This window comes from Streptomyces sp. NPDC007095, assembly GCF_040634475.1.
GTDB lineage: Bacteria > Actinomycetota > Actinomycetes > Streptomycetales > Streptomycetaceae > Streptomyces.
Genome location: NZ_JBEYFS010000109.1, coordinates 1 through 26,078, shown reverse-complemented (window position 1 = coordinate 26,078; position 26,078 = coordinate 1). Strand labels below are relative to the sequence as shown.

The window sequence follows — 26,078 nt, the reverse complement described above, 5'->3', positions numbered from 1 at the left end:
GCTGAGGAACGAGCCTGCCGAGGGCTTCCGAGGGGTCCTTCTTGAAGCTGTCGATCAGGGCTTCGGGAACGCGCTCCGGGTGCGCGGCCGTCGATACCAGACCGGACAGGGTCATGCTGACGTGCTGCAGGTAATCGGCTGGGTGAGTGATGTTGTAAGGGTCTTCGGGGTTCAGGCCGCGGACGAAGTTGATCAGCCCCGCGCTTCCCTTGATCACTCCGCCTGTGAAGTGGAGAACCTCGGTGTTGAGCGCGCCGTATCCGTCGAGCGCGTCGGACTCCAGCCGGTCGAGCGGCGGCGGCTCGGCCGGGGCGTGCTTCAGGGCCGCGGTGACCGCCCGCGTGGCGACACGACCGGCTTCGTCCCGCTGGCGGCGCGCGTCCGCCAGGATCTGGCGGGCGCTCTGGATGTCACCGCGGCCAGGGTCCTTGAACTGCTCCAGGGGAGGTCCGGGGTCCTTGTCCGCTTTGATCGCGGCGTTGTACGCGTCGACGCGCTTGTTGTACGCCTCCACCGCCTGCTCGGAGGCCTTCTTGCCCTTCTTGTAGAGGTCGATGGCGTCCTGGGCCTGACCCTGCGCCCACTTGACCGTGTCCGCGTAGCTGTCCAGCGCCTTGCCGGCGGCCTCACAGGCGTCCGCGGCGTGCAGCCACTTGGGGGGATGCATGGCGAACTTCTCGCGGAAGGTGTCGGCGGACTCGCCCTTCCAATGCGAGGAGTCCAGCGAGCGCATTCCCTGGCCGACCGAGTCGAAGGCGGTGTGGAAGCCCGTCAGGTGCTTGGCGGCGGCCCGGATGGACGCCGGGTTGCCGTGTACCAGCTCGTTCGCCTGGTCGGTCTCGCCGAGCTACTGCTCTCCGACGCTCGCGCCCAGGTCGGAGGCGATGTTGTCGCCGACGTCCTCGACCTTGTCGGCCCAGCCGTCGGCCCCGACGGCCTCCAGACCGTCCCCGACCTTGTGGGCGCCCCACTCGACGCCCGCACCGACGAGCTTCTTGCCCGCGTCGACGCCGTCCTCGAGCTTGCCCAGCCCGGCGTTGACCAGATCCCCGAGCCCCATCAGCCGCCGCTCCCGCCCTGCTGTGCCTGCTGCTGAGCCGCCGCCTGGGCCCGTTCCTCGGGTGACGGGCCGAAGGTGTCGTCGAGCACCTGGTTGTACTCGCTGTCGCTCACCCCGAACGCGCTGTGCAGGTTCTCAGGGTTGAGTCCCATCGGCCCCAGCGTGTGCGAGGTCATCACGTCCCGGCCGGCGTCCTTCCAGCCCTGCTCGCTGTTCTGCAGGGCCTGATCGAAGGACTCCTTGCTGTAGTCGGCGTGCGCGAGCGCGTTGTTCTGGGCCAGCTCGCCCCAGCTCATCTGCGTGATCTCGCCCTCGGAGGCGTTCGGGTTGCCCATCAGCGAGTTCGCGCCGATCTTCAGCGTGCCCTCGACGTACTGGTCAGTCTCGTACAAGGTGCCGGCCGAAAGATCCACGGCCTGGGCGAAATAGTTGCCCTCGCCCACCAACGCCCGCACACCCCATTCCCAACGCTCGCAGAACGACTTGAAGGCCGACGTCAGCCCGTCGTGGCCCACTTCCAGCGCGGACAGTTCCAGGTTGGAGAAGCCTCGGCCGAACCCGGCCGCGCTGTCGACGCCCAGTCCCTTGAGCTCGCTCAGGGTCAGCGTGATGCCCTGCTCGATCTCGTTCAGCCCGGTCGCCTTGATGTCCTTGCCGGCGCCGTTGTTCACCACGGTCGTTCACCGCTTCCGTTCACTTCCGCGTCCACCGCCGCCGCGTCCGGCACGATCCCCATCACCGGCGGCAGGAGCACGCCGTCGTCGCCGCTGCCTACGTCCAGGGCGACACCGCACGGCACGCCCATTGCCGGGATCACGACGTCCAGCAGGCGCCACCCCCGCACCGCCATGAAGTCTCGCCGGCCCTTCAGGGCGTCCTGCGCCTCGTCGAACCTGGCGGCGGCCAACTCGTCGGTGAAGACATGGATCCACCGCACACCGCCGAAGTCGGCTGCCAGGAATCCCCGGCCGCCGCCGTCGAGCGGAACGAGGGGGACCAGGACCGTGGTGTCCCGGAAGCGGTCGATCGTGTGCCTGATCCGGTCCATCCGCCGCGCTGCCCCGAATCCGTCGGGTTCGACCGCGTCGGAGTGGACGGGTCCGGTGGCTGCCTCGGCCTCCGGGGAGTCGCCCGTGAGGCGCGCCTCCGGCTGCCGCCGGGCGTCCCCGGGCTCTTCGGCGATGCCTTCCCGCATGGCGCCGGTCACATGGTCCGGGCCGGGTTCGGCGCACTCGGCGGCTTGCTTCTTCAGTTGCTCCCACTCGTCCCAAGCCACGTGTGGATCCTCATGACGTTTCGAAGGTGGCGGCTTGTCCGGAAGGGGCCTCGATGACGCAACGCGGGGTGGGCACCTCCCGTGCGTGCCCACCCCCGGTGCCTCCAGCCAGCCCGTCTCACTCGAAGAAGCTGGCCGCCTTCTTGTCGCCGCCGCGGTAGTCACCGCCGGCCTGGTGCACCTTTTGCGTGATGGAGAGCAGCGCCTGATGGATGGCGCTGGTGTGGTTGTCCCACTCCTTCGACTTCCGCTGGAAGGCGTCGTAGGCGTCGCCGGCCCAGCCCTCTGCCGCGTTGTGGACGCCCTGCTTCAACTGGGTGAGATCGCTCTCGAGTTGCTTGGCCAGGCCGCCGAGTTCAGTGGCGAGCGCGTCCAGGACGCCGTACTTGACGGCAAGATCCTGGAGGTGTGGCGTGCCGGTCATGTTTCCTCATCTCCTTGACGATGTGAGAAGGACCTCGCGGTCCGGGGGCGCGACTCGGTGCCGGTCAGTAAAGGTTGAGCGCCGAGGTCTTCGCGCCGGCGTCCACTTCGATGCTGGAGATCGTGGAGTGGAGTTCGTCCTCGAGCTTGTTCTTGTCCTGCTTGGTGAGCTGGATTCCGTTCAGGAAGTCGTCGAGCATGCGCCCGATCCCGGCCATGTGCTCGTTGATTTCGTGCTGCTTGGTCTTGAACGCGTTGGCGCCGAAGCCCGTCCAGTTGGCCTCGATCATGTCGATGCATCCCTGGAGCTTCTGAAGGTGCTTCTTGACGTTGTCGTACCGGTCGATGACGTTCGTCTGGAGCTTTTGTACGTGTGCGTCGTCTAGCTTGCGGCCGTCAGCCATCTCGGCACTGCCTTTCGTGAGAGGGATCTGTGTTTCTGGCGCTACACCGGGTGGTGAGGCGCTCGTTCCTTGCGCGACCCGCTGTCCATCACGGGTGGTAGGCCATGACAGTCATACGCCTCGCCGTGAGCGAATCACCGCGAAGGCCCCGCCGCCGATCACCACGACCGCCACCGCGGCTCCGAGAGCGACCCACAGCGTGGTGTTGCCGGACGAATCCGAGCTTGATCCTGCCGCTGAAGTCTGGCCGCCTGAAGTGGAGTTCGAGGCTTGTTTCGAGGCTTGTGACGAGGTTGATGCGGAAGCGGAGGGCGAGGTGCTGGCGGACAGGCCGGGCGTTTTCTTGTTCGTGACGGGGTCGACGTCGGCGGCTCCGGGATCCCCCTTGTCCTTCAGGAGAACCTGCGCGGGGCGGATCGTGCCGTACCCGAGGTACCGGCTCGGGGTGCTCTTCGGCCAGTCCCGGCCGGCGGTGTCGATCATCACACGGAGGACCTGATTGGCGGTCCACTTGGGGTGGGCGGACCAGATGAGGGCTGCGGCGCCGGAGGTGATGGCGGTGGCTTGGCTGGTGCCATTGCTCTTGGCGCAGTAGGACTTCAAGGTCTTGTCACACCAGGTCGGTACGTCCACGCCTGGCGAGGCCAGGTCCACGTACGCGCCGTCCTGCGAGAACTTGGCTACCTCGCCATTTTGGTTGATCGCCGAGACTCCGACCACGCCGGGGTATTTGGCGGGATAGCCGATGTAGTTCTTTGCGATATCGGCGCTGTTACCCACACCGGCGATGAGCAGTTTTCCCTTGCTCTCTGCATACTGAACGGCCTCAAGTCCACCATCGAACGCGGAAAACGTTTCGAATGACATGCTGATGATCTTCGCGTCGGAATCAGCAGCCGCTCGGATGGCCTTCGCGGAAGTGTCGCCCTGCTCTTCGCCCTTCTTGCCGATGCCGAGGAGGACCGTACGGATCGGGATGATCTTGGCCCCGGGTGCGACTCCCTTGAGCCCGTCACCACTGCCAGTCCCAGCGATCAACTCAGCCATCGACGTGCCGTGACCGGTGTAGTCGTCCGTTTCATCGCCGGTGGTTCCCGTGACGTCGACACCGGGCAGCACCTGGCCCTTCAACGAATTCGTGTCCGGGTTCACGCCGGTGTCGACGACAGCGACCGAAATGCCCTTGCCCGTGCTGACTTTCCACAGTCCCTGGGCGTTCATCGCGTCCAAGTACCACTGCTGCGACTGGATGTCGTCGGCAGCCGCGGCAGGGGCCAGCCCAACGGACATGACGGCCAGAGCACCCAGCGTCGCGCCCACGGTGGTCACATGTCTCCGGGCATGCCTCGCCCACAGCGCGGCCCGCATACGGCGTACGCCAGTCCCTGACTTCACTTCTGTACGTCCTCGGTCGTTTCGGTCAGTCGGTCGCCGGCGGCGCATCGCCGCGCCGCGCGTCATCACGTGAGCGCTTCTTGTCCTCGGCAGAGTGCTGTTGACGCTGCGTTCTCCCGCCGACGGCACGATCAGGGCTGCGGCCCTCCGCGGAACCGGACACCAGGCCAGAACCACCGGACGCGGCTCCGTTGCCCCTGCCGCCGGCCCGACTCGCGGGTGCGCCGACCACACCGTCCGCATTACCTGGAGACCGGCGCTGAGACTGTCCCTGCCCCGTGCCCGGCGCCGGGTTGTTCGCACCGATCACTCCGCGCTGCCCCGGCCTTTCACCCGTTGTGCGAGCGCCTGTTGCGCCCTCGCCGCCGATGACCGTGCCGCGTGGAACCCTGGCGCCAGTCGTACCCGGACCGGTTTCAGAAGTGGGCCTGCCACCGACCACGCCGCCCGTACGCGCAGCGCCCGTGGCTCCGGGGCCGGTCCGTGCCGCGGGTTGACCGGGCACTCCGCCCGCACGCCCGCCCGGCATGCCGCCGGTGCGTGAACCAGTCGTACCCGCGCTTCTGGGCATGCCGCCGGTGACACCCCGCCCCATGGGCGACCTGCCCGTCGCAGATGCAGGCCCACGGGCAACCTGCTGGCCAACCGCGGATGCGCGGCCCAGCGGTCCCGCGGGACCGCGTCCCGTACGGCCTCCGGCAGTGGTTCCCTCAGAGGTGGTGACCCGTCCTTGAGCCGATGCGGGGGCCCTACCGCCCGTGGCCCCGCCGAATCCACCAGCGCGCCCGACCGGCCCTCCGAAGGCAGGAGGTACCGCACCATTTCCCAGGGGAGGAAGCGTCCCCCCAGAAGGTCCGTTGGGACCCGTCGCGACAGAAGGAGGAACCACCGGCGCCGGCTTCGCATTTTCCGGCGGCAGCGTGCCAACACTGTTGATCTCTGTACCGACGGTGGGCCGATGCAGTTCGACATTCGTGTCCGCAGCCGGATGTACGGAGGAAGGAAGGTTGTTCCCGGAGCTTCCTTGGGGCACATCGACGTGCTTGTTCTCACCGGCACTCGTAACGACGTGGCGGCTCGAACCCGAGGTTGAGTCGACGACACCTCTATGTGAGGCCCCGTCAACGGTGGGGTTGTCGATCGGCACTCCTACGTTGGGCATCGGCTCAAAAGCCGGCGGGTCCAGCTTTGCCAATTCGGACCCGGACACCGAGTAGAAGGAGGCGAGGCGATTCATCTGGTTGATCGCCTCTTGCCGGTCCTTCTCGACCTGGACCGCCTCGGCATACTGCTTGTTGCCCTCGAACTGCTGGAGTACCGGGAGCTGCCCCGGCTTCTTCTGGTCGAGGGCAGGGCGGGTGTCCCGGGGCGGCAGCGAACTGCGCACGGATGCGAGCCCCGTCGCGGCGGCCGTGACCTGCACCCCGGCGCCGTCGGCGTACGTGGCCAGGCTCTCGGTGTGCGTGGCGAGGCCCTCTCCCCACTTCTGGAACGCCTCGCCTGCCTCGCCCTGCCAGTCCTCACCCGCATGCTTGAGGTGACGTCGGAGCTCCACGGCGGCTTCGCTGATCGCCTTGCTCGCCTTCGCCAACGTCTCGCCGGCATGCTCCAGATCGGCGGGGTTCGCCTGATGGACCAGGTCGATCATGGCGTTGAGCTTGTGGTCCTCGAAGTCCGTGACTTTCCCGTACGTCAGCAGGCGGACGCGCTTGAATCCGAACGCGTCGTGCATCACGTTCGACACACCGGACACCGCGTCGACCTGGCCGACCTGAACGTCGACGCGCTGCTGGTCAGTCAGCTCCTTCGGCGCCTTGTCGTCCCCGCTCACTACTGGAGTCCCTTCGTGGACTTCTTCGCGTCGCTCAGCTTCCGCTCGCCTTCGCCGGACTTCTCCTGCTGGGCTTCGGTGTACAGGCGGTTGGTCTCGACCTGGATCTCCCGGAAACGGCGTCGCTGGTCGTCATCGAGGCTGTCGAAGCCGTTCTGCGCGCCTTGCGTCGCGATGCCCATGGCCTCGATCTGGAGCCCCAGCGTCTTGGAGAGCTGCGTGATGTGCTCGTGAACCTGTTCGTACTGAGTGAACAGGGCGTCAGCCTCATGGAAGGGACTGCCGTGCCCGCTGAGAGAAGTGCGCGAGACGCGGTGCGCACCCACCTTGGACGCGCTGCCCTCCGAGTCCTCGAACTCGGACAAGAGCTTGTCGATGCGCTGCTTGAACGTCATCAGCACGCCGGCGCCGACCTTCAGGTCCGCAGCTGTGCTTGGCGACGCCCCACCTGTCATGTCCGCAGGAAGCATGACGCCTTCCCTCCCCGTTTTGTCGCCCGCTCCGGGCGACTGCACCCCTCAAGCGTTCATATCCGCAACGACATCACTCTAGTCGTTTCCTATGACAGCCCCAACTGCTAAATGCAACAGCTGTGCTACCACCCAGCGAAGCTTCACTGCTTCTTCACCGCACCCTCGCGCTCGCCTGAGCCCGTGCCGCCACTCGACACTACGTGGCCCGCAGGGCGACGGACCTGAGTACTCCTACTCATTCGGCGTTGCTGTGTAGCCATTGCGAACTCGCAAGGGACGGGCACCCGTTCGACGATCTACCCCGCACTCCCCACCCCGAGAACCAGCCACTCCCAGGCCTTCTCCTTGGCATTGCTCGGCCCGCTCGCCTGCTTCGTGCCGAAGAAGATCCGTCCGTTCTGCACGATGATGTCGTTCAGTGCCGGGTCTGTGAGCGTCCAGGCTTCGGAGGGCAGATCGAAGTAGAGGTACGGGGTTTCCTTGCCGGTTCGCGGGTTCAGGCTGACGAGTCCCATGGGCGTGATGTGGTCACTGCTCTCGCGAAGTGCCAGGAGCTGGTCACCGCTCATCCGCAGGGGATGCAGCAATTGGTCATGACCTGATTCGAACTTCTTGACCGTCTTCCCTGTCGCGAGGTCGAATCCGATGATCCAGTTGGAGTTGTTCACGATGGTTCCGTCGGGGTCCTCCCTGCTCGTCAGGAAGACCTGGCCGTCACCGACCACGATCGTCGGGCAGTTGTCCACCGCCCCGTCCTCCTCGTCATCGACGCAGTCGGCGACGTAGTGGCCCCCTTCGACGCGAATCGTGACGCGGTACTTGCCGTGTTCGTCAAGGGAGATCAGGTCGGTGATCTCGACGTCGCCCGCCGCCACGGCGAGGACGGCGGGTTCGGCGGACACCAGGTAGACGCTCTGGACGCCCTTGGCGACCTGATAGGTCCATTTGACCTTGCCCGTGCGGGGGTCGACCTTCCGGACCCGATACGACCCGGCGAGGCTCTTCTCGTCGAAGCAGTCGGTCCGGATGAGCAGGGCACGTCCGCCGGCCAGGCCCCCGTCCTTGCACTTAGGGGGAGGGGTACTCGTCCAGAGGAGCTTTCCCTGGTCCATGTCATACGCCTGCGAGCCCTTGCCCCACGCCACAGCGACCGTGGCACGCGTCATGGTCACACTCGGCGTGTCGTAGAGGGCGTTCACCTTGGAGAACCGGGCCTCCCAAAGCTTCTTGCCCGTGTCGAGGTCGACGAAGGCCACGTGATCGCACGGTGCGTGGGTGTCGACACCGGACCGGAACAGGACCGCCGTGCGGTCCCCAACGGTCACATGACGCGTCGTACCGCAGATAGGTCCGGCGAGTCTGATGCGCCAGCTTTCGTCGCCCGTGGTGGCATCCTTGCCGATCCTGAAGCCCACGAGGGTTCTGTTGATGCCTTTGGCAAGGATCTTGTCCGTCGCCCACATACCCGGCATCGCGTGCGACTCGCCGGCCTGCATGTCGTCGGCGGAGAACCTGAAGGCCATGCGTCCAGCCGTGTTCGCGGGGCGGCTCTCGACCGTCTCCCGGATGTCGAGCGGGCCCTGTTCGGCACTGGCCGACGGTTTGTCAGCTGTCTGCACCGAGTCGTCGTCACCGTGCCAGAGGAGCCAACTGCCCGCGCACAGCGCCCCGATCAGCAGGACTGCCACGCCACCGAAGAGCCTCCTGCGGCGCTTCTTTCGTATGCCGTCCGCTGTCAGAGCGGAGTGTGTGTACATGGAAGGAGGTGGGCCGAAGCTCACGCGGAGAGGTCCTTTCGATGACCGCGATGGATGTCCGACAAGTCAGTGGCCGGGCATCGGAGATGTTGAGAACAGCCATGTGCCCCAGGCCGTCACTCCGCCCCCGCCACCCGCCGCTTCCTCCGCCGCGCGTCCCGCACCGCCACCGCCACCCCGCTGAGCCCCGCCAGCAGAACCGCCGCCCCCACAGCCACGTACGTGGCCAGTCGTGCGTTCCGTTCGTCCGGGGTTTCGCCCAGTTGCAGTTTTGCCGGGGTCGGAGCCTCGGCCTTCGAGAGACCCTCGTCAGGGTTGGGGGATTCGATGGGATGGTCGTCCTCCGTCAGGGCGCGGACCGGATCGACCACTCCCCAGCCGACCAGGCGGTCATGGCCCGCCACCGAGCGTTCCGCGGTCTGCTCGATCTGGGCCACGATCTGCTGTTGGGTCCAGTCGTGGTGCTTCGCCTTGATCAGAGCGGCGACTCCGGCGACGTACGGGGCCGAGAAGCTGGTGCCGTTGTCGGAGCAGTGGCCGCCCTTGGGGACGGTGGAGATCATGTCCACGCCGGGGGCCGCCACGTCCACGAAGTCGCCGGACTGCGAGAAGGAAGCGCGTTCGTTGTTGCGGTCCGAGGCGGCGACCGCCAGGACACCGGGGTACGAGGCCGGGTAGGTCTCCTTGTCGTTGCCGCCCAGGCCGTCGTTGCCCGCCGACGCCACGACCACGATGCCGGCGGCCAGTGCCTCGTCCACCGCCCGTTTCAGGTCCGAGGCCGGTTTCACCGCGTTCGAGGTGTCCTGAGAGATGTTGATGACGTCGGCCTTGGCCCGGATCGCGTCGCGGATGGCCGTGGCCAGGGTTTCGGCCGTACCGTGGCCCTCCGCGTCGTTCTGCTGGATGGGGATGATCGTCGACTCGGGAGCCAAGCCCACGAATCCGGTGCCGGAGATGGGCCGGGCCGCGATGATGCCCGCCACGCGGGTGCCATGGCCGACCGTGTCCGTCGTGCCGTTCTCCTTGCCGCGTGCGATCGGGTCCCCGTTGTCGTCCTTCAGTTTCTTCGGGAGGAGGTTGAGACCTGCCGCCGTGTCCACGGCATGGGTGAGCTGCGGGTTCTTCACGTCCACCCCCGTGTCGATCACAGCCACCCGTACGCCCTTGCCCTTTGACTGGCTCCACAGTTCGTCCAGCAGGACGCGTTGCAGCGCCCAAGGGCGGCCCGCGTACTTCTTGTTCGGGAAGGTGCACTGGTCCGTGGACGTGTCCGCGGACGCGAGCGGTGCGAGGGCGACGGTGACAGTGGAAGCGAGCATCGTCGCGGCCATGACGACCACGGTACGAAGAGGCCTTGCGGCCGGTGCGTACGACATGGACTCCCCCTTACGAACCCTGCGGCTGGCGTGCCGCCGATGTCGACAGACGGGGGCCGGTGGGCAGGAACTTGGACCAGGCGGCCGGGATGGGCGCCGGGTCCACGTCGGAGTAGCCCAGGCTGATCTGGGCCAGGCGGGCTTCCTGCTCGAGTTGCTTGCGCTCCTTGGCCGTGGTGCCGATGCCCGCGTCACTCGTGGCGCTGTCGTCGTTGGACTGCATCGCATAGCGCAGGCCGGTGTCGGTGACCAGGAAGACACCTCCCGCCGTTGTCTCCTCGCCTTGGAACTGGCGATAGAGCTGACCGGAGCCAGGAGTGACGTACGCGCTGGAGGAACCGGTCGGGAGGGTGGCAGGGAAGTCCGTGCCGGCCCAAGTGCTGAGCGTCGTACCGCCCTTGGCCTTGTCGACGTCGCGCAGTACGTTGCAGACGGTGTTGCGGTGCCCGTCCGATGCGTCCGCCTCGTTGACGGGAACGGGCATGCGGCTCGGCCAGGTGTGGTCCGTTGCGAACCCGGCCGCATTGGGAACGAAGGCTCCGGCGCTGACGTCGAGAGCCTTGCCGGCCTGGCCGAGGCCGACCAGGTCGCTGCTGTTCAGAAGCAGCTTGGCGGTGAAGTCCGAGACAGGAGCCACCTTTCCCTGCTCGACGACGTAGTACTGCTCGGTCGCGCCGTTGGGCGCCTTGAGCACCATGCCGACCTTGTTCGCGTCGTCGGACAGGCCGCCCTGGACGCCGGCGGCGGCGCCGATCTGCCCCTCGACCTTCGGGAAGGTGATGGGGTCGCCCGGGTGCAGGGTCTCCAGCCACTCCTTGGACACCCGCTGTGGTTCGCGGCCGGAGCCGACGAGCGTGCGCAGCAGCAACTCGTCGTTCTTGTCGACCTCGTACGACGTGCCGCTCGCGTCGACGATGTAGCGGGTCTTGTCCGGGCCTACGACGTACAGCAGTTCGCCGCCCCGCAGCTTCTGCTTGCTTCCCTCGGTCTTGTCCATGTCGCGTGAGGCCAGGACGAACGCGGCCTTCTGGATGGACCTGCCGCCCGCGCTCGGGCGTTCGCAGACGGCCCAGCGCTTCGTGGAGCCCGCCTCGGAGGCGGCGGGAAGCCGGTCGGGGGCGTAGGGGATGCCGATGGTGACCCCGCGCGGGATGGTGCCCCTGTCGAGGATGGACTCGTCGACGGTGACGACGTCGCCCTTGCCCGTCTTGAGCAGGAGCTTCGCGGACGCCATGTTGAGGACCGGGTGCAGTTGGACCTTGCCGTCGGTCTTGAGGACCACGTATCGGGTGGTGGACTTGCTGGCGATGATCACCTTCTCGCCGACGGCGTCCCAGCCCTGCGGGGCGGTCGGTTTGAACATCCCCCACGCCCCGAACGCGGCCATGATGATCACGCCGACGAGGGCGCCCGGCAGTACGGCCCGCAACGGGCGCGGCGCCCCTTCCTCCGAACCGTCGGGAGACGACTGGACGAAGGACGCGAGCATGCGTCGCTTCGCGAAGGTGTAGGCGTTGAGCTGGTCCCGCCGAGATGCCATGTGTGCCTGATTCTCCCCGTGTATCGCCTGGCGGCGCTCGGGGGTACACCGTCCCCCGCCCTCCGTTGTCAGACCGGCCCCCTACTATGCCTGGTAAGGGATCGGTCTTGTGGAGCGGGTAGGGTATCGGGGCCTTCAAGGGCCTTGTGTGGTGGCGTTGTTCCAATGAGTTGTAAGGAAAACGGGGGGATGCAGTGATGGCTTCCGGAACGCGGTTCCGGTCGCGTGACCGGTCGCGGGAGCAGGGCTCCTCGGCACCCCGGTCGCAGCGGTCCTCGCCGCCCGCGAGGGCTCAGGGGCAGACGGGGGCGCTCCATCTCAAGGTGCGTCCCGGGCAGTCGGGGTCGTTCCGTTTGCAACGGATCGTTCTGTTGGAAATCGCCGCCGCCGCGCTGCTCGTCGGGTGGATCGTCGGTCCGTTCGCGCTGATGCCGGCCGCTGTCGTCGCGGTCGCACTCGTCCTCCTCGCCTTCGTGCGGCGCCGGGGCCGCTCGTTGCCCGAATGGCTCGCCACGGCACGGGCGTTGCGGGCGCGGCAGCGGCGCGCGGCGAGTACGCCGATACCGCCCGGGACGGAGCCCGGTCTCGCCCCCGCCGTGGAGTGCGATCCGGGCCTGCGGACCTCCGCGTACAGCGCGCAGGACCGGCGGCCCGTCGGCGTGATCGGGGACGGTACGTTCGTGACCGCCGTTCTTCAGGTGGAGGCCGACGCGACCGCGCTGCGCGCCGAGCGCAGCCGTCAGCCGCTCCCACTCGGGCTGGTGCGGGACACGCTGGACGTGGACGACATCCATCTGGAGTCGGCACAGATCGTGCTGCACACGCAGCCCGCGCCCGCGTTGCACCTGCCGCAGCAGTCCGTGGCCGTCAGCAACTACGCGCCGCTGCAGGAGCAGACCGGAGCGCCCGCCGTGCGCATCACCTGGATCGCGTTGAAGCTCGATCCGGAGCTGTGCCCGGAGGCGGTGGCCGCGCGCGGGGGTGGACTCGTCGGCGCGCAGAAGTGCGTCGTGCGCGCCGCGGACCATCTCGCGAGTCGGCTCACGGGGGCGGGTTTTCGTACCACGGTGCTCAATGAGGAGGAGTTGACGGCCGCGGTCGCGACCTCGGCGTGTGCCAACCCTCTGGTGACGGCCGAGGCGGGACGCACCGACCTGCCCGCGCGGCGGACCGAGGAGTCCGGCCGCAGCTGGCGCTGCGACAACCGCAGACACACGACGTACTGGGTGCGGCGCTGGCCCCAACTGGGCGGTGGCGGTGGACCTTCCCTGCCGCAACTCGTCGCCCTGCTCACGGCCGTGCCCGCGCTGGCCACCACCTTCAGCCTGACGCTGCGGCGCGGGGAGCGCCAAGAGGTGTCGCTGTGCGGGCATATGCGGGTGACCGGCCGCAGCGACGACGAACTGGTCGCGGCGCGCCACTCGTTGGAGCACGCCGCCCGTCAGGCCGGCACGGGGCTGGCCCGGCTCGATCGCGAGCAGCTGCCCGGTGTGCTCGCCACGCTGCCTCTCGGGGGTGTTCGCTGATGGCCATGACCACAGGTGGAGCCACCGCCTCGGGGGCGTACGGGAACGGGAATTCGGGTGGGTTCGGGGCTTCGGGGGATCCGGGAGCTCGTGGAGCCTCGGGGACCGGATCGGCCGGCTCTCCCGGCTCGCTCGCGGAGCGCGGGCGTGGACGTCTGCGCAGCGGGTTCGGGCTGATCGGGCCTCGGCACGGGCGGCACTCGCTGTCCGTGGAAGAGGTCGACTCGCTCGCGCTGCCCATCGGGGACGACGGAGTCGTCATCGGGGTGGACGCCGAGGGGCAGCCCGCCGTGCTGGGGCTCAACCGGCCGACGCCGTACGACGTCGTCCTGATCGGCGGTCTCTGGACCGCGCAGGTGCTCGCGCTGAGAGCGGCGGCCACGGGGGCGCGCGTGGCGGTGGAGACGGGACGGGCGCCGGCCTGGATGCAGATGGTGCACGCCATGGGCGGCGGGCAGAACGGCATGAGCGTGCATGACGTGGGGCGGGTTCCGCCGCAGGGCTCCTCGGCCGGCAACCCGGTGCTGGTGGTGCGCGACTGCGGGATGCGGCCGCCGCGCGGGCGTGTGGTCTCCGGCCCCTGGCAGTCGGTGCTGACGCTGTTGCCGTATCTCAGCCCGGTGGCCCCCCGGTTGCTGCGGCAGGCGCGGCTCGTCGGCGTGCAGCGGGTCTCACCGGACGAAGCCACTGAAATCGGGCGGGCGTTGGCGCTGCCCCGGGGTGATGTGGACTCACTGCCCACGCTCGCCGACGGGGTCACGCTCTGGTGCGCCGACCGCGACCGGCAGTACGTGATGACTCAGCCCACGGACGCCGAGACCGGATTGTTCGGTACGCCGCGCAGGATGGACTGACCGAGCGTCCCCGGGCATCGCCGACTCAACAGCGGTCCGTAATTGGACCTTTGGGAATGATTTCCCCCTTGTCGCGCCCGGCTTATTCACCATGATTGCCCGCTTTGTTTACTCCCTTGACGCGTGCGTAGGCCGCTTCTGGGCAAGGTGTGACGGAGCGGGCCCGTGCGGAGGGGCGGACGGGCCTGCCGTCGTGGCGCTCGTGGTGATTAGGCTGGGACCGGGCGCGACCCGGATCCCTCGACCCACCCGTCGACGGACCCGCCCGCGCTTCGCACGAACAGACGCGAAGCGAGACGCGAAGCGAACGGTCGCGTCAGCACGGCATTGAGGGTGCTTGACCACACCAGGAGGAATTGTGAACAGCGATCGGGACGGGATCCGCGGGGGCTGGGCCACACCCGGCGATGACCAGTCCGACGCGGAGTCCGCCGTCGAGGCGACGGGCGAGTTCACCATCGACTACGCGCCGCCCGCCTGGTACACGCAGAACGCGTCGGGCCATTCGGCCCAGGCCTCGCCGACTCCACCTCCCCCGGCTCCGCCCGCGCCGTCCGCTGCGCCGGTGTCGTTCGACCCGGCCGCACCGGTTCCGCCGGCAGCGCCCGTTCCGCCGGCAGCGCCGGTGTCTCCGGCCGTGCCCGCGTCCGGACCGCAGCCCGCCTGGACGCCGCCGACCGTACCGGCTGACGAGGCCGGTCTCGGGAGCGGTGACATCGAGAGCGGCGCGACCATGCGGTTCTCCGCCGCCGCGCTCAAGCGTGAGTTCGCTGAGCGGGAGGCCGCGGCCCGTACCGCCGAGGAAACGTCCGCCGGCCCGGCCGGGGACACCGCCGGCGCCGAGGGCGAGCCGGTCGGTGACCGACCGGAAGGCGAGGACACGACCGGCGGTGACTTCGAACTGAGCGCGCCCGCCGTGCCGGCGGGGGAGCAGCAGTCCGCCCCTGCCTCCGGTGAGGCCGCGGCAGGCGGGGAGGTGACCTCGCCGGCGGAAGGCGCGAACGCGGGCACGAGCGAGCACGACGGCACCGGCGCCGCCCCTGCGGGCGACGGCACCGGCAACAGCCCCGCGGGCGACGGCTCCGACGCCACTGAGTCCGCCGCGGGACACGGGCAGGAGTCCACGGACGTCGGGGCCGACGTGACGGACCCGACCGGCGGTGAAGACGGCCCGCTCGGCGAGGCCGAGGCCTCGGAGGTAACGGCCGACGCGGGCGACGACGACTCCGAGGACGCCGCAGCGGCGGCAGCAGCCGACGGTGGTTTCAAGGAGCCCGCGGGTGCCTCTGACGGCGACGTCGAGGGTGCCGTCGGTACCGAGGGTGCCTCTGAGGCGGAGGGCGAGCTGCTCGTTGCTGCCGCGACGGCGGAGACCGCGCCTCAGGACTCCGCTCCCGAAACCCCCGTAGCCCCGGACGCGGCGGCGCAGGAGGCCGATGTCTTCGACGACTGGCCCCAGGACACCTCGCCGAACGCCGGGACCGGCATAGCGCAGGACGCGCAGGACGCCGCATCCGCCTGGGCTCCCCCGCCTATGCCGCAGAGCGGACTGCCGCCGCTGCCGCCCGCCTACCAGCCCGCCGCCCCGGCCCCCGCGGCCCAGTGGCCCTCGCCCCAGCCGGTCGTGCCACCGCAGGCCGGGCCCCCTCAGCAGCCGCAACCGACGGCCGCGCAGGAGGGCCAGGCCCCCGTCCCGCCGCAGCCCACCGCCGCGCAGGGACAGCCGACCGTGCCGCCCCAGCAGAGTGGCTACGGCTTCCCCCATCAGCAGCCCCAGCAGCAGCCCCACCCGGGACCGCCGCCCGCCCAGCCGGCGATCCCGCCGCAACCGCCGGTCGCTCAGCCGCAGCCGCCGTTCCAGCCGCAGGCTCCGCAGCCCGCGCCCGCCGCATGGCATCCGCAGGGCACGCCGCCCACGCCGGGCCCCGTGGCCCCGCCGGCCGCCGACGCTCCCGTACCCGCGCCGCCCGCGCCGCACGACGGTTACGGCTTCCCGCACCCCGGGATCCCGGCTCCCGCCGCGCCCAACCCCCCGGCCCCGCCGACCGGTTACGGGTTCCCACAGCCGAACGCTCCCGTCCCGTCCCAGCCGGGACCGCAACAGAGCGGCTACGGGTTCCCGCAGACGGGCGCCCCCGCTCCCCGGCCGACCCCACCGCAGGCCGCCGCGCCACAGACCGACGCGCCGCAGGCCAACCAGCCCCAGCCCCCCGCGCCGCAGGCCCCCGGCCCGCAGTCGGGCTACGGCTTCCCCCCGCCCCCGGCTCCGAACGCGCCCCAACAGAGCGGCTACGGGTTCCCGCAGCAGCCCCACCCGGGACCGCAGCCGGAGACCCAGCAGGCGCAGCCCCAGCCGCCGGTGGACCCCCGTACCGGAGCCGCCTGGCCGCAGCCCATCCAGCACGACCAGCGTCAGCCCACCAACCCGGCCGCCGCCCCGCTCGGGTACACGGCCGCGGTGGAGTTGTCCTCCGACCGGCTGCTCAACAACAAGAAGCAGAAGGCCAAGAGCGGCCGCCCCTCCGGCGGCTCCTCGCGGTTCAAGCTCGGCGGGAAGAAGGAAGAGGCCGAGCGGCAGCGGAAGTTGGAGCTGATCCGGACGCCGGTGCTGTCGTGCTACCGGATCGCCGTCATCAGCCTCAAGGGCGGTGTCGGCAAGACGACGACCACCACCGCGCTCGGCTCCACGCTCGCCACCGAGCGGCAGGACAAGATCCTCGCGATCGACGCCAACCCGGACGCGGGCACGCTCGGGCGCCGGGTGCGCCGCGAGACCGGGGCCACCATCCGTGACCTCGTGCAGGCGATCCCGTACCTGAACTCGTACATGGACATCCGGCGGTTCACCTCGCAGGCCGCCTCCGGTCTGGAGATCATCGCCAACGACGTCGACCCGGCCGTCTCCACGACCTTCAACGACGAGGACTACCGGCGCGCGATCGACGTCCTGGGCAAGCAGTACCCGATCATCCTGACCGACTCGGGCACCGGTCTGCTGTACAGCGCCATGCGTGGGGTGCTCGACCTCGCCGACCAGCTCATCATCATCTCCACTCCGTCCGTCGACGGTGCCAGCAGCGCCAGTACGACGCTGGACTGGCTGTCGGCGCACGGCTACGCGGAACTGGTGTCGCGCTCCATCACCGTCATCTCCGGTGTCCGCGAGACCGGCAAGATGATCAAGGTGGAGGACATCGTCGGCCACTTCGAGACACGCTGCCGCGGTGTCGTGGTCGTGCCCTTCGACGAGCACCTGGCCGCGGGTGCCGAGGTCGACCTCGACATGATGCGGCCCAAGGTACGGGAGGCGTACTTCAACCTGTCCGCACTGGTCGCCGAGGACATCGTCCGGCACCAGCAGTCGCACGGGCTGTGGACGAACGACGGCAACCCGCCGCCGGTGGCCGCCCCGCCGATGCCGGGTCAGTACCCCTACCCGCAGGGAGTGCCTGGAGCGCCGACGCCGGGGCAGCAGCCTTATCCCCCGCAACCGGGCCAGCCGTACGCGGGACCCCCGCAGCCCGGCCAGACCTATCCGCAGCCGGGCCAGCCCTACCCGCCGTACCAGGGCCAGCCCCCTCAGACCCCTCCTCCGCCCGCACCCCCACAGCAGTAACCGGCCATCGGCGCCGGACGTCGACAACCGGACATCAGTAACCCGATCGGGCCCTTCAGGGGCACCGTTTCTCGCCGAGGCCCGCGCCCTTCCCCCAGGGTGCGGGCCTTCTCGTGTCCAGGCACGAAACAGGGCGTCACCCCCTGGCCAGGAGGGCTTCACCGGTCTGAACCAATGAGCGAAAAATCCGCGCCAACTCGTTATTTCCGCAGGCCACACGGGGTCCACGCGCCGTTGACGCGCCGAGACCGCCGCTGATAGACACACACATCAATCCCGCCGGCGTCCCCCGATCACCCTGATCCAGTAGGTCAACCAGCCATCCCTGTGCGAGCGATGACGCGAGGTCACCGACCCATGAACAGACACGATCAGCCCAACAGAGGACGTCTGCGCCCCCGGCTCCTCGCCGCCGCAGCCGCCGCCGCGCTCACCCTCTCCGCCGGTCTCGCGACCCCGCTCAACCCGGCCCCGCAACAGGCCCAGGCCAAGGGGAGCCAGCAGGCCAAGGAGAGCAAGAAAGTCCTCACCGTCGCGGTCGCGCAGAGCGTCGACTCGCTGAGCCCCTTCCTGGCCTCGCGCCTGCTCAGTACGAGCATCCACCGGCTCATGTACGAGTACCTGACCAACTACGACCCCGCGGACAACCACACCGTCCCGGGCCTGGCCACCAAGTGGGAGCCGTCCGCCGACAAGCTCACCTGGACCTACACGATCCGGTCGAACTCCAAGTGGTCGGACGGTCAGCAGGCCACCGCCGAGGACGCGGCGTGGACGTTCAACAAGATGATGACGGACCAGGGCGCGGCCACCGCCAACGGAAGTTTCGTCACCAACTTCAGGAAGGTCACGGCCCCGAGCCCTACCCAGCTCGTCATCGAGCTGAAGAAGCCGCAGGCCACGATGGGCGCCCTCGACGTGCCGATCGTCCCCCAGCACATCTGGGAGAAGGTCAAGGACTTCTCGAAGTTCAACAACGACCAGAGCTTCCCGATCGTCGGCAACGGGCCCTTCGTCCTGACCGGCTACAAGGCCGACAGCTATGTGCGGCTGAAGCCGAACAAGACCTTCTGGCGCGGCGCCCCCAAGTTCGACGAGCTGGTCTTCAAGTACTTCAAGGACCAGGACGCCGCGGTGGCCGCCCTGCGCAAGGGCGAGGTCTCCTTCGTCGCGGGCTCCCCCGCGCTGACCCCCGCCCAGGCCGCGTCCCTCAAGGGCGAGCCGAACATCAAGGTCAACGACGCTCCGGGCCGTCGCTTCTACGCCCTCGCCACCAACCCCGGCGCCCAGTCCAAGGACGGCAAGCACTTCGGTGACGGCGCCGAGTCGCTGCTGAACCAGAAGGTGCGCCAGGCACTCTTCATGGCGATCGACCGGAAGACCCTCATCGACAAGGTTTTCCAGGGCCACGCCGTCGAGGGCGAGGGATACATCCCGCCGCGCTTCTCCACGTACTACTGGAAGCCGTCGGCGAGCCAGAAGCTCGCGTACGACCCGGCCAAGGCGGCCCAGCTCCTCGACGCGGCGGGCTACAAGAAGAACGCCGACGGCAAGCGTGTCGAGAAGAACGGCAAGCCGATCGACTACCGGATCCTGTGCCACGCCACCGACCCGAACGACAAGGCGGTCGGACAGTACGTGAAGGAGTGGTTCGGCAAGCTGGGCATCGGCGTCACCCTCGACTGCCTCGACAACGTGACCGACCCCTGGCTGGCCGGCAAGTACGACCTGGCCTTCGACGGCTGGTCCGTCAACCCGGACCCCGACTTCGTGCTGTCCATCCACACCTGCGGGGCGCTGCCCACCACCCCCAAGGACACGGGCGCCACGGACAACTTCATCTGCGACAAGAAGTACGACGAGCTGTACGACCAGCAGCTCGCCGAATACGACACCGCCAAGCGGGCGGACATCGTCAAGCAGATGGAGTCGCGGCTCTACGAGACCGGGTACATGAACGTCATGGCGTACCCGAACGCGGTCGAGGCCTACCGCACCGACCAGATCAAGTCGATCGAGACGATGCCCAAGGCCGCGGGCAACATCTACGGCCAGGACGGTTACTGGAGCTGGTGGTCGGCGGTTCCGGCCGACGCCTCCGGTGCGTCCTCCGACGGTTCGAGCTCGACGGGCGTCATCATCGGCATCGTCGCGGGCGTCGTCGTTCTCGCGGGCGTCGGGGCGTTCTTCGCGATGCGGCGCCGTGCCACGGCCGAGGACCGCGAGTAGACCTCCCCTGTCACCCGTCCCCCGACCCCCACGGGCACCCCATGAACGTACGAGCGAATGAGTAGTTCATGACCGCTGAGGCAACACCCTCGCTGGTCGAGGCGACCGACGGTCCGGCCCTGGCCGGGCCGTCGGTCCGCGGGCCACGGGCGCGCACCACCACCGCGTATCTACGGTATGTGGCGGGCAAGTTGGGCGGCGCGGCCGTCTCGCTGCTGGCCGTCCTCGTCACCAGCTTCTTCCTCTTCCGGCTCATCCCCGGCGATCCGGTGAAATACATGACGGGCGGCCGTCAGGTATCCGCCGAGCAACTCGCCCACTACCGGACGGAGTTCGGACTCGATCTGCCGCTGTGGCAGCAGTTCACCGACTACTGCGGCAAGGCCCTCACCGGCGACCTGGGCACCTCGTACCAGTTCCGGGCCCCCGTAATCGACAAGATCTCCGAAGCGCTGCCGAACACTCTCCTGCTCACCGGCACGGCGTTCGTGCTCTACACCGCGCTCGGTATCTTCATCGGCACCCGCTCCGCCTGGCGGAGCGGCGGCACGAGCGACCGCCTCAACACCGGTCTGGCCCTGACGCTGTACTCGATCCCGTCCTTCTGGCTCGGTCTGCTGCTCATCATCGTCTTCTCGGTGGGCATGGGCCCGATCCCGGGTCTGTTCCCGACCGGCGGCATGGAGTCGGGGGGCAAGGAGGGCTTCGCGTACGTCCTCGATGTCGCCCACCATCTGATCCTGCCGGTGGTGACGCTGGTCGCCGTCGAGTACGGGCAGACCTTGCTGGTCACCCGCTCGGCGCTGCTCGACGAGATGGGCAGCGACTATCTGACGACGGCGCGCGCGAAGGGCCTGCGGGACGATCTCGTCCGCCGTCGGCACGCCGTGCCGAACGCGCTGTTGCCCACCGTCACCCTCATCTTCATCAACCTCGGCCGGACGGTCGCGGGAGTGATCCTCGTCGAGACCGTCTTCTCCTGGCCGGGCCTGGGCGGGCTCTTCTACCAGGCGCTGAGCGTGCCCGATCTGCCGCTGGTCCAGGGACTGTTCTTCGTCTTCGCCTCGGCGGTGATCGTGATGAACACCCTGGCCGATCTGATCTATCCGCTGCTGGACCCACGGGTGGGCCGATGACCACGACCGAGTCGGACGGGCCGATGACGACCGAAGCAACCCCGCAGGTGGCCGCAGTCGGCCCGCGCACCCTCGCCTGGCAGCGCCGCCGCCACTCCGCCGCCCGCTTCTGGCGGCAGTACCGCACCCACCGGGCGGGCGTCTTCGGACTGGCCGCCCTCTCCCTCTTCGCGCTGATCGCCCTGACCGCGCCGCTGACCGTCGGCTCCGACGTGCAGAGCGTGACCGACGCGCCGGGCGGCCCGATGGAGAGCCCCAGTGCCCGATTCCCGCTCGGAACCGACCAGTTCGGGCGCAATCTGCTCGGGCTCGTGGTGTGGGGTGCCCGGGTCTCGCTGCTCGTCGGACTGCTCGCGGCCGTGCTCTCCGTCGCGATCGGCGCGCTCATCGGAATCACCGCGGGCCACTTCCGCGGCTGGTACGCGACCGTGATCATGCGGATCACGGACTGGTTCCTGGTGATGCCGACGCTGGTGCTCGCGATCGCGCTGATGACCGTGATGTCGCGTTCGATCGGCACGATCATCCTGGCGATCGGCGTCACCACATGGCCGACGACGGCCCGGCTGGTGCGGGCGCAGACCCTCGCCGTGGAGTCGCGGCCCTACATCGAGCGGGCGAAGGCGCTCGGCGGCGGGCACTGGCACATCATGTCCCGGCACGTGCTGCCCAATGTGATGCCGCTGGTGCTGGCGCAGACCACCCTGATCATCTCCTCCGCGATCCTCGCCGAGGCGACCCTCGCCTTCCTCGGGCTCGGCGATCCGACGGTCGTGTCCTGGGGCGGCCTGCTCCAGGACGCGCGGGAGGCGGGCGCGGTCAGCGCGGGCAAGTGGTGGTACCTGGTACCGCCGGGGGTCGCGATCGCGGTGGTGGCGCTGGCGTTCACGCTGTGCGGACGCGCGGTCGAGTCGGTCCTCAACCCCAAGCTGGGGGTGACCCGATGAGCACTCCGGCGAAGCGGCGTCTGCTGGAGGTCAGGAACCTCGAGGTGACGTACGCGGGCGGGGCGGCCGCGGTGCGCGGCGTGGACCTCTCCCTCGACGCGGGCAAGAAGCTCGGTATCGCGGGCGAGTCCGGCTGCGGCAAGTCCACGCTGGCGCTCGCGCTGCTGCGGCTGCTGCCCGCGGGCTCCCGCACCAGCGGCGAGATCCTGCTCGACGGCGAGGACGTGCTCACGATGAAGTGGGGGCGGGTACGGGCGGTCCGCTGGGCAGGCGCCTCGATCGTCTTCCAGGGCGCGATGCACTCCCTCAACGCCGTGCACCGTATCGGCGACCAGATCGCCGAGCCGATCCTGCTCCACAAGAAGGCGACCCCGGCGGGCGCGAAGAAGAAGACCGGCGAGCTGCTGGAGCACGTGGGTCTGCCCGCCGCCCGCGCGGGCGCCTACCCGCACGAGCTGTCCGGCGGGCAGCGTCAACGCGTCATGATCGCCATGGCCCTGGCCTGCGACCCCCGGCTCGTCATCGCCGACGAACCGACCACGGCCCTCGACGTGATGATCCAGGCCCAGATCCTGCGTCTGATCGAACAGCTCGTCGCCGAGCAGGAGTTGGGTCTGATCATGATCAGTCACGACCTGGCGGTGCTGGCCGACACCTGCGACCGGCTCGCGGTGATGTACGCGGGCCGTGTCGTCGAGGAGGGCCCGGCCCGGCAGGTGTACGAGGCGGCCCGGCACCCGTACGGCAAGGCACTCTCGGCGGCGTTCCCGCGCATCGGCGACGCCGCCTCGCGGTTCGCGCCGCGCGGACTGCCGGGCGATCCACCGGACCCGTCGGCGCTGCCGTCCGGTTGTACGTTCCACCCCCGGTGTGCGGTGGCGCTGGACAGCTGCGCGAGCGAGGATCAGGCACTGCGGGAGGCGGGTGCGGGGCGCTGGGCCGCCTGTGTGCACGCCGGCGCGACCGTCCCCGAGCCGGGCACCCCGGCCGAAGAAGCCAGGAGCAGCGCCCCATGACCACCACCCCTGTGCCCCCGGTGACCGCGGCTCCTCTGCTCCGGGCCGAGGGCCTGCACATCGCCTTCCCCGGACGTCACGGCGCCGCCCGCGCGCGTGCCGTGGACGGGGTCGACCTCGACATCCGCCCCGGCGAGATCGTCGCCCTGGTCGGCGAGTCGGGCTGCGGCAAGACGACGCTGGCCCGCTCCCTGCTCGGTCTGGTCCCGCCGACGGACGGCCGCGTCACCTTCGACGGAAGGCCGCTCGACTACTCCGCACGCGCCCTCAAGGCCTACCGCAAGCGCGTCCAGCTGGTCCTGCAGGATCCCAGCGGCTCGCTCAACCCCCGGCACACGGTGTACGACGCGGTGGCCGAGGGACTGCGCATCCACAGGTACGGCGGCGACGAGCGGGCGGCGGTCGCCGAAGCCCTCTCCCGGGCCGGTCTGCGCCCGCCGGAGCGCTTCTTCCTGCGCTACCCGCACGAGCTGTCCGGCGGCCAGCGCCAGCGCGTCGTCATCGCGGGCGCGCTGGTCCTGCAGCCCGAACTCATCGTCGCCGACGAGCCGGTGGCCTCCCTCGACGCGTCGGTACGCGGCGAGATCCTCGCCCTGCTCCTGCGGCTGCGCACCGAACTCGGCCTGTCCGCCCTGGTGGTGACCCACGACCTGGGGCTGGCGTGGAACATCGCCGACCGGGTCGCGGTGATGTACCTGGGCCGGATCGTGGAGACGGGCGAGGTGGAGAAGGTCCTGACCGCGCCCCGGCATCCTTACACCCAGGCCCTGTTGTCCGTCCTCCCGGAGGCCCCGGGCGACCCGGTGGTCCTCACCGGCGAACCCCCGGACCCCTCCCGCATCCCCGCCGGCTGCCGCTTCCACGCACGCTGCCAGATCCTGGCGAGCGGAGAGGCCGAACGGGCGGGTGTCGCGGAGGCGTGCCGGGGCGAGGACCTGGAGGTACTGAACGGCAGCGGCGAAGCACAGGTGGCATGCCACTGGGCACGGCTCGGTACGTGAAGCGGAGGGCGCGCGGCTGGGCACCCAGTACGTGAAGCAGAGGGCGTGCAGCTGCGCACCCAGTACGTGAAGCAGACGGCGCGCAGCTGCGCACCCAGTACGTGAAGCAGACGGCGCGCAGCTGCGCACCCAGTACGTGAAGCAGACGGCGCGCAGCTGCGCACCCAGTACGTGAAAAGGGGCGCCCGGTGCCTTTGAAAGCACCGGGCGCCCCTGCCGCGTACGACGGAGTCACTCCCCCTCGTACGCCTCGATCAGCTCGCGCGAGCGCTTCACATCGTCCGCGATGGCTTCCAGCAGCGCCTCGATGGAGTCGAACTTGGCCATGCCGCGGACGTAGGCGAGGAAGTCGACGGCGACGTGCAGGCCGTACAGGTCGAGGCCGACGCGGTCGATGGCGTACGCCTCGACCGTGCGCTCGGTGCCGTCGAACTGCGGGTTCGTGCCGACGGAGATCGCGGCGGGCATCGCCTCGTCCCCGACGTGCAGCCAGCCGGCGTAGACGCCGTCGGCGGGGATCGCGGTGTGCGGGAGGGTCTCGACGTTGGCGGTGGGGAAGCCGAGCTCGCGGCCACGCTGGGCGCCGCGGACGACGATCCCCTCGACGCGGTGCGGGCGGCCCAGGATCTCGCGCGCGCCCTCGACATCGCCCTCGGCGACCAGCCGCCGGGTCAGGGTCGAGGAGAAGGGCTCGCCGCCCCCGGCGGAACCGCTCACGTACAGCTCCACCACCTCGACGTCGAAGTCGTACGTCTTGCCCTGCTCGCGCAGGAAGTCGACATTGCCGGCGGCCTTGTGGCCGAAACGGAAGTTCGGGCCCTCGACGACGGCCTTGGCGTGCAGCTTGTCGACGAGGACCTTCACCACGAAGTCGGCGGGCGACAGCTTCGAGAACTCGGTGGTGAAGGGGAGGATGAGCAGCGCGTCCACACCCAGCTCGGCGCACAGCTCGGCGCGGCGGTGGTGCGGGGCGAGCAGCGGGGGGTGGCTGCCGGGGCGCACGACCTCGCTGGGGTGCGGGTCGAAGGTCACCATGACGGAGGGAACGCCCAGCTCACGTGCGCGGTCCACGGCATGCTTGATGATCAGCTGGTGTCCGCGGTGCACCCCGTCGTAGGAACCGATGGTGACGACGCTGCGCCCCCAGTCCTCGGGGATGTCCTCCAAGCCACGCCAGCGCTGCACTGTGACCGCTCCTTGTCGAACCCGTGTCCGTCATTGCCTCATTCGCAGCTCTAAGGGTGCCATGCCGAGTGCGCTCGGTTCGCATCGGCATCGGGGTGTGACGCATCGCGCACGGTTCAGGCCGGAACCCGCACCCCGGCGAGGTTCTCGATCATGCGGCGGGTGCTCGGGCCGACCACCGCGGCCCACTCGTCGGGGGAGCCGGTCAGCCAGCGTGCCACCAGGGTCGCGAAGCCGGGGACCTGACGGGCCAGCTCGACCAGACCGCGGTCGAATCCGGTGGCTCCGGCCGGGGTGCGGACGAGGAGCAGGCCCGTGCGGTGCACCAGCTCACGGGTGGGTTCCTCGCCCCGGCGGGCCGCGCCGTCCGCGGCGGCCCGCAGCAGGGTGTCGAGGACGGCCGGGTCCTGCTCGTGCGCGAGCAGCAGGTCCAGCAGCTCGCGCCGCAACGGGCCGCAGTCAGGGCTGCCCGGCGCCGCCAGCACGGCCGCGAGGGCCGCCCGCACCGGAGCCGGGCAGCCGACCAGCAGACCGGTGACCAGTGGGAAGAGGACGGATCGTGCCGCGGATCCGTGTTCGAGGCGCCGGTCGACGTACGCGGCCACGTGCGCGGCGGCCTCGGGGCACAGCTCCACCACTTCCCTGACCAGCACGCCGACACGGCGGGCGAGCGCGGGCGTGGTGACGTCGGCGAGCGTGCGCAGCGCCTCCGAGGTGTCCGCGCACGGCTGCCGCAGCCGGACCCGAAAGGCTTCGAGCACCGGGTCGGGATGCGTGTTCAGGGCTGCGACCAGCGCACCGGCGGGCAGCCGCGGATCGCCCGCGGCGAAGCGCTCCAGCGCCTGCGGCAGGTACCGGGCCCGCGTCCACGGGTCCCGTACGAGCAGGCCGAGCGCGCCACCGTGCAGCGTGCAGTCGGCGGGGCTGGCGAGCAGGGTCAGCGCCGCGTAGCGCAGCAGCTCTCGGTCGGCCTCGGCCGACATCTCCATCAGCACGGAGCGGTTGGTCCTGCGTGCGCTCGACGAGGACGACA

The 26,078-nt window shown here is 69.5% G+C and carries 19 protein-coding genes and 2 pseudogenes; 8 read left to right on the top strand and 13 right to left on the bottom strand.

The window, feature by feature from the left end; all coding sequences use genetic code 11:
- Positions 1 to 310: 310 nt before the first annotated feature.
- From ABZ656_RS31740 to eccB, 11 genes and pseudogenes are all read right to left on the bottom strand, one after another.
- Positions 311 to 1,060, bottom strand: a pseudogene (locus tag ABZ656_RS31740) (putative T7SS-secreted protein); the annotation flags it as partial.
- A complete protein-coding gene (locus ABZ656_RS31735) occupies positions 1,060 to 1,734 on the bottom strand; it encodes a hypothetical protein (RefSeq protein ID WP_360272287.1) in 675 nt (224 codons plus the stop codon). The pseudogene ABZ656_RS31740 and the gene ABZ656_RS31735, both read right to left, overlap by 1 nt.
- Positions 1,728 to 2,336: a hypothetical protein gene (locus ABZ656_RS31730; RefSeq protein ID WP_360272285.1), complete on the bottom strand. Its 609-nt coding sequence runs from the start codon at positions 2,334 to 2,336 to the stop codon at positions 1,728 to 1,730. The genes ABZ656_RS31735 and ABZ656_RS31730 overlap by 7 nt, the downstream gene beginning before the upstream one ends.
- 118 nt (positions 2,337 to 2,454) lie before the next feature.
- Complete coding sequence (locus ABZ656_RS31725) at positions 2,455 to 2,760, bottom strand: WXG100 family type VII secretion target (RefSeq protein ID WP_168496230.1); 306 nt, start codon at positions 2,758 to 2,760, stop codon at positions 2,455 to 2,457.
- A gap of 64 nt (positions 2,761 to 2,824) precedes the next feature.
- Positions 2,825 to 3,163, bottom strand: coding sequence for a WXG100 family type VII secretion target (locus ABZ656_RS31720; protein WP_060895424.1), 339 nt, complete (start codon positions 3,161 to 3,163; stop codon positions 2,825 to 2,827).
- A 111-nt stretch (positions 3,164 to 3,274) separates the two neighbouring features.
- Complete coding sequence (locus ABZ656_RS31715) at positions 3,275 to 4,492, bottom strand: S8 family serine peptidase (protein ID WP_360272280.1); 1,218 nt, start codon at positions 4,490 to 4,492, stop codon at positions 3,275 to 3,277.
- Positions 4,493 to 4,583: 91 nt separating this feature from the next.
- Positions 4,584 to 6,389: a WXG100 family type VII secretion target gene (locus ABZ656_RS31710; protein WP_360272277.1), complete on the bottom strand. Its 1,806-nt coding sequence runs from the start codon at positions 6,387 to 6,389 to the stop codon at positions 4,584 to 4,586.
- Positions 6,389 to 6,859 carry a hypothetical protein gene (locus tag ABZ656_RS31705; RefSeq protein ID WP_360272274.1) on the bottom strand — a complete coding sequence of 157 codons (471 nt, stop codon included), beginning with the start codon at positions 6,857 to 6,859 and terminating at the stop codon, positions 6,389 to 6,391. The genes ABZ656_RS31710 and ABZ656_RS31705 overlap by 1 nt, the downstream gene beginning before the upstream one ends.
- A 299-nt stretch (positions 6,860 to 7,158) precedes the next feature.
- Entirely contained in the window at positions 7,159 to 8,550 is a 1,392-nt protein-coding gene (locus ABZ656_RS31700) for a PQQ-binding-like beta-propeller repeat protein (protein ID WP_360272271.1), read from the bottom strand.
- Positions 8,551 to 8,735: 185 nt separating this feature from the next.
- Positions 8,736 to 9,938, bottom strand: coding sequence for a type VII secretion-associated serine protease mycosin (gene mycP, locus ABZ656_RS31695; protein ID WP_360272306.1), 1,203 nt, complete (start codon positions 9,936 to 9,938; stop codon positions 8,736 to 8,738).
- Between the two features lie 67 nt (positions 9,939 to 10,005).
- Positions 10,006 to 11,535, bottom strand: a complete 1,530-nt coding sequence (gene eccB / locus ABZ656_RS31690) for a type VII secretion protein EccB (protein WP_360272268.1) — start codon at positions 11,533 to 11,535, stop codon at positions 10,006 to 10,008.
- Positions 11,536 to 11,732: 197 nt separating this feature from the next.
- Here eccB and eccE point away from each other — a divergent pair, with 197 nt between their 5' ends.
- From eccE to ABZ656_RS31650, 8 genes are all read left to right on the top strand, one after another.
- Positions 11,733 to 13,061 (top strand): type VII secretion protein EccE, encoded by a 1,329-nt coding sequence (eccE, locus tag ABZ656_RS31685; protein ID WP_360272265.1) that lies wholly within the window; start codon positions 11,733 to 11,735, stop codon positions 13,059 to 13,061.
- Positions 13,058 to 13,915, top strand: coding sequence for a hypothetical protein (locus tag ABZ656_RS31680; RefSeq protein ID WP_101403790.1), 858 nt, complete (start codon positions 13,058 to 13,060; stop codon positions 13,913 to 13,915). Before eccE ends, ABZ656_RS31680 begins: the two co-directional genes overlap by 4 nt.
- A 358-nt stretch (positions 13,916 to 14,273) precedes the next feature.
- Positions 14,274 to 17,531: an SCO5717 family growth-regulating ATPase gene (locus ABZ656_RS31675; RefSeq protein ID WP_360272262.1), complete on the top strand. Its 3,258-nt coding sequence runs from the start codon at positions 14,274 to 14,276 to the stop codon at positions 17,529 to 17,531.
- A gap of 357 nt (positions 17,532 to 17,888) precedes the next feature.
- Entirely contained in the window at positions 17,889 to 19,760 is a 1,872-nt protein-coding gene (locus ABZ656_RS31670; RefSeq protein WP_360272259.1) for an ABC transporter substrate-binding protein, read from the top strand.
- A 68-nt stretch (positions 19,761 to 19,828) separates the two neighbouring features.
- Complete coding sequence (locus tag ABZ656_RS31665) at positions 19,829 to 20,896, top strand: ABC transporter permease (protein WP_360272256.1); 1,068 nt, start codon at positions 19,829 to 19,831, stop codon at positions 20,894 to 20,896.
- 23 nt (positions 20,897 to 20,919) lie between these two features.
- Entirely contained in the window at positions 20,920 to 21,843 is a 924-nt protein-coding gene (locus ABZ656_RS31660) for an ABC transporter permease (RefSeq protein WP_360272303.1), read from the top strand.
- A complete protein-coding gene (locus ABZ656_RS31655; protein ID WP_101400988.1) occupies positions 21,840 to 22,859 on the top strand; it encodes an ABC transporter ATP-binding protein in 1,020 nt (339 codons plus the stop codon). Before ABZ656_RS31660 ends, ABZ656_RS31655 begins: the two co-directional genes overlap by 4 nt.
- Positions 22,856 to 23,860, top strand: a complete 1,005-nt coding sequence (locus ABZ656_RS31650) for an ABC transporter ATP-binding protein (RefSeq protein ID WP_360272252.1) — start codon at positions 22,856 to 22,858, stop codon at positions 23,858 to 23,860. The genes ABZ656_RS31655 and ABZ656_RS31650 overlap by 4 nt, the downstream gene beginning before the upstream one ends.
- 231 nt (positions 23,861 to 24,091) lie before the next feature.
- Here the strand turns inward: ABZ656_RS31650 and ABZ656_RS31645 are convergent, their stop codons facing one another.
- Positions 24,092 to 25,045 (bottom strand): bifunctional riboflavin kinase/FAD synthetase, encoded by a 954-nt coding sequence (locus ABZ656_RS31645; RefSeq protein WP_360272249.1) that lies wholly within the window; start codon positions 25,043 to 25,045, stop codon positions 24,092 to 24,094.
- 116 nt (positions 25,046 to 25,161) lie between these two features.
- A pseudogene (locus tag ABZ656_RS31640) lies at positions 25,162 to 26,078 on the bottom strand (serine protease); the annotation flags it as partial.

Coding starts and splice junctions, on each gene's coding strand:
- ABZ656_RS31725 (WP_168496230.1), bottom strand. CDS start 2,760: ATGACCGGCACGCCACACCTCCAGGATCTTGCCGTCAAGTACGGCGTC.
- ABZ656_RS31720 (WP_060895424.1), bottom strand. CDS start 3,163: ATGGCTGACGGCCGCAAGCTAGACGACGCACACGTACAAAAGCTCCAG.
- ABZ656_RS31705 (WP_360272274.1), bottom strand. CDS start 6,859: ATGCTTCCTGCGGACATGACAGGTGGGGCGTCGCCAAGCACAGCTGCG.
- mycP (WP_360272306.1), bottom strand. CDS start 9,938: ATGCTCGCTTCCACTGTCACCGTCGCCCTCGCACCGCTCGCGTCCGCG.
- eccB (WP_360272268.1), bottom strand. CDS start 11,535: ATGGCATCTCGGCGGGACCAGCTCAACGCCTACACCTTCGCGAAGCGA.
- eccE (WP_360272265.1), top strand. CDS start 11,733: ATGGCTTCCGGAACGCGGTTCCGGTCGCGTGACCGGTCGCGGGAGCAG.
- ABZ656_RS31670 (WP_360272259.1), top strand. CDS start 17,889: ATGAACAGACACGATCAGCCCAACAGAGGACGTCTGCGCCCCCGGCTC.
- ABZ656_RS31665 (WP_360272256.1), top strand. CDS start 19,829: ATGACCGCTGAGGCAACACCCTCGCTGGTCGAGGCGACCGACGGTCCG.
- ABZ656_RS31660 (WP_360272303.1), top strand. CDS start 20,920: ATGACGACCGAAGCAACCCCGCAGGTGGCCGCAGTCGGCCCGCGCACC.
- ABZ656_RS31655 (WP_101400988.1), top strand. CDS start 21,840: ATGAGCACTCCGGCGAAGCGGCGTCTGCTGGAGGTCAGGAACCTCGAG.
- ABZ656_RS31650 (WP_360272252.1), top strand. CDS start 22,856: ATGACCACCACCCCTGTGCCCCCGGTGACCGCGGCTCCTCTGCTCCGG.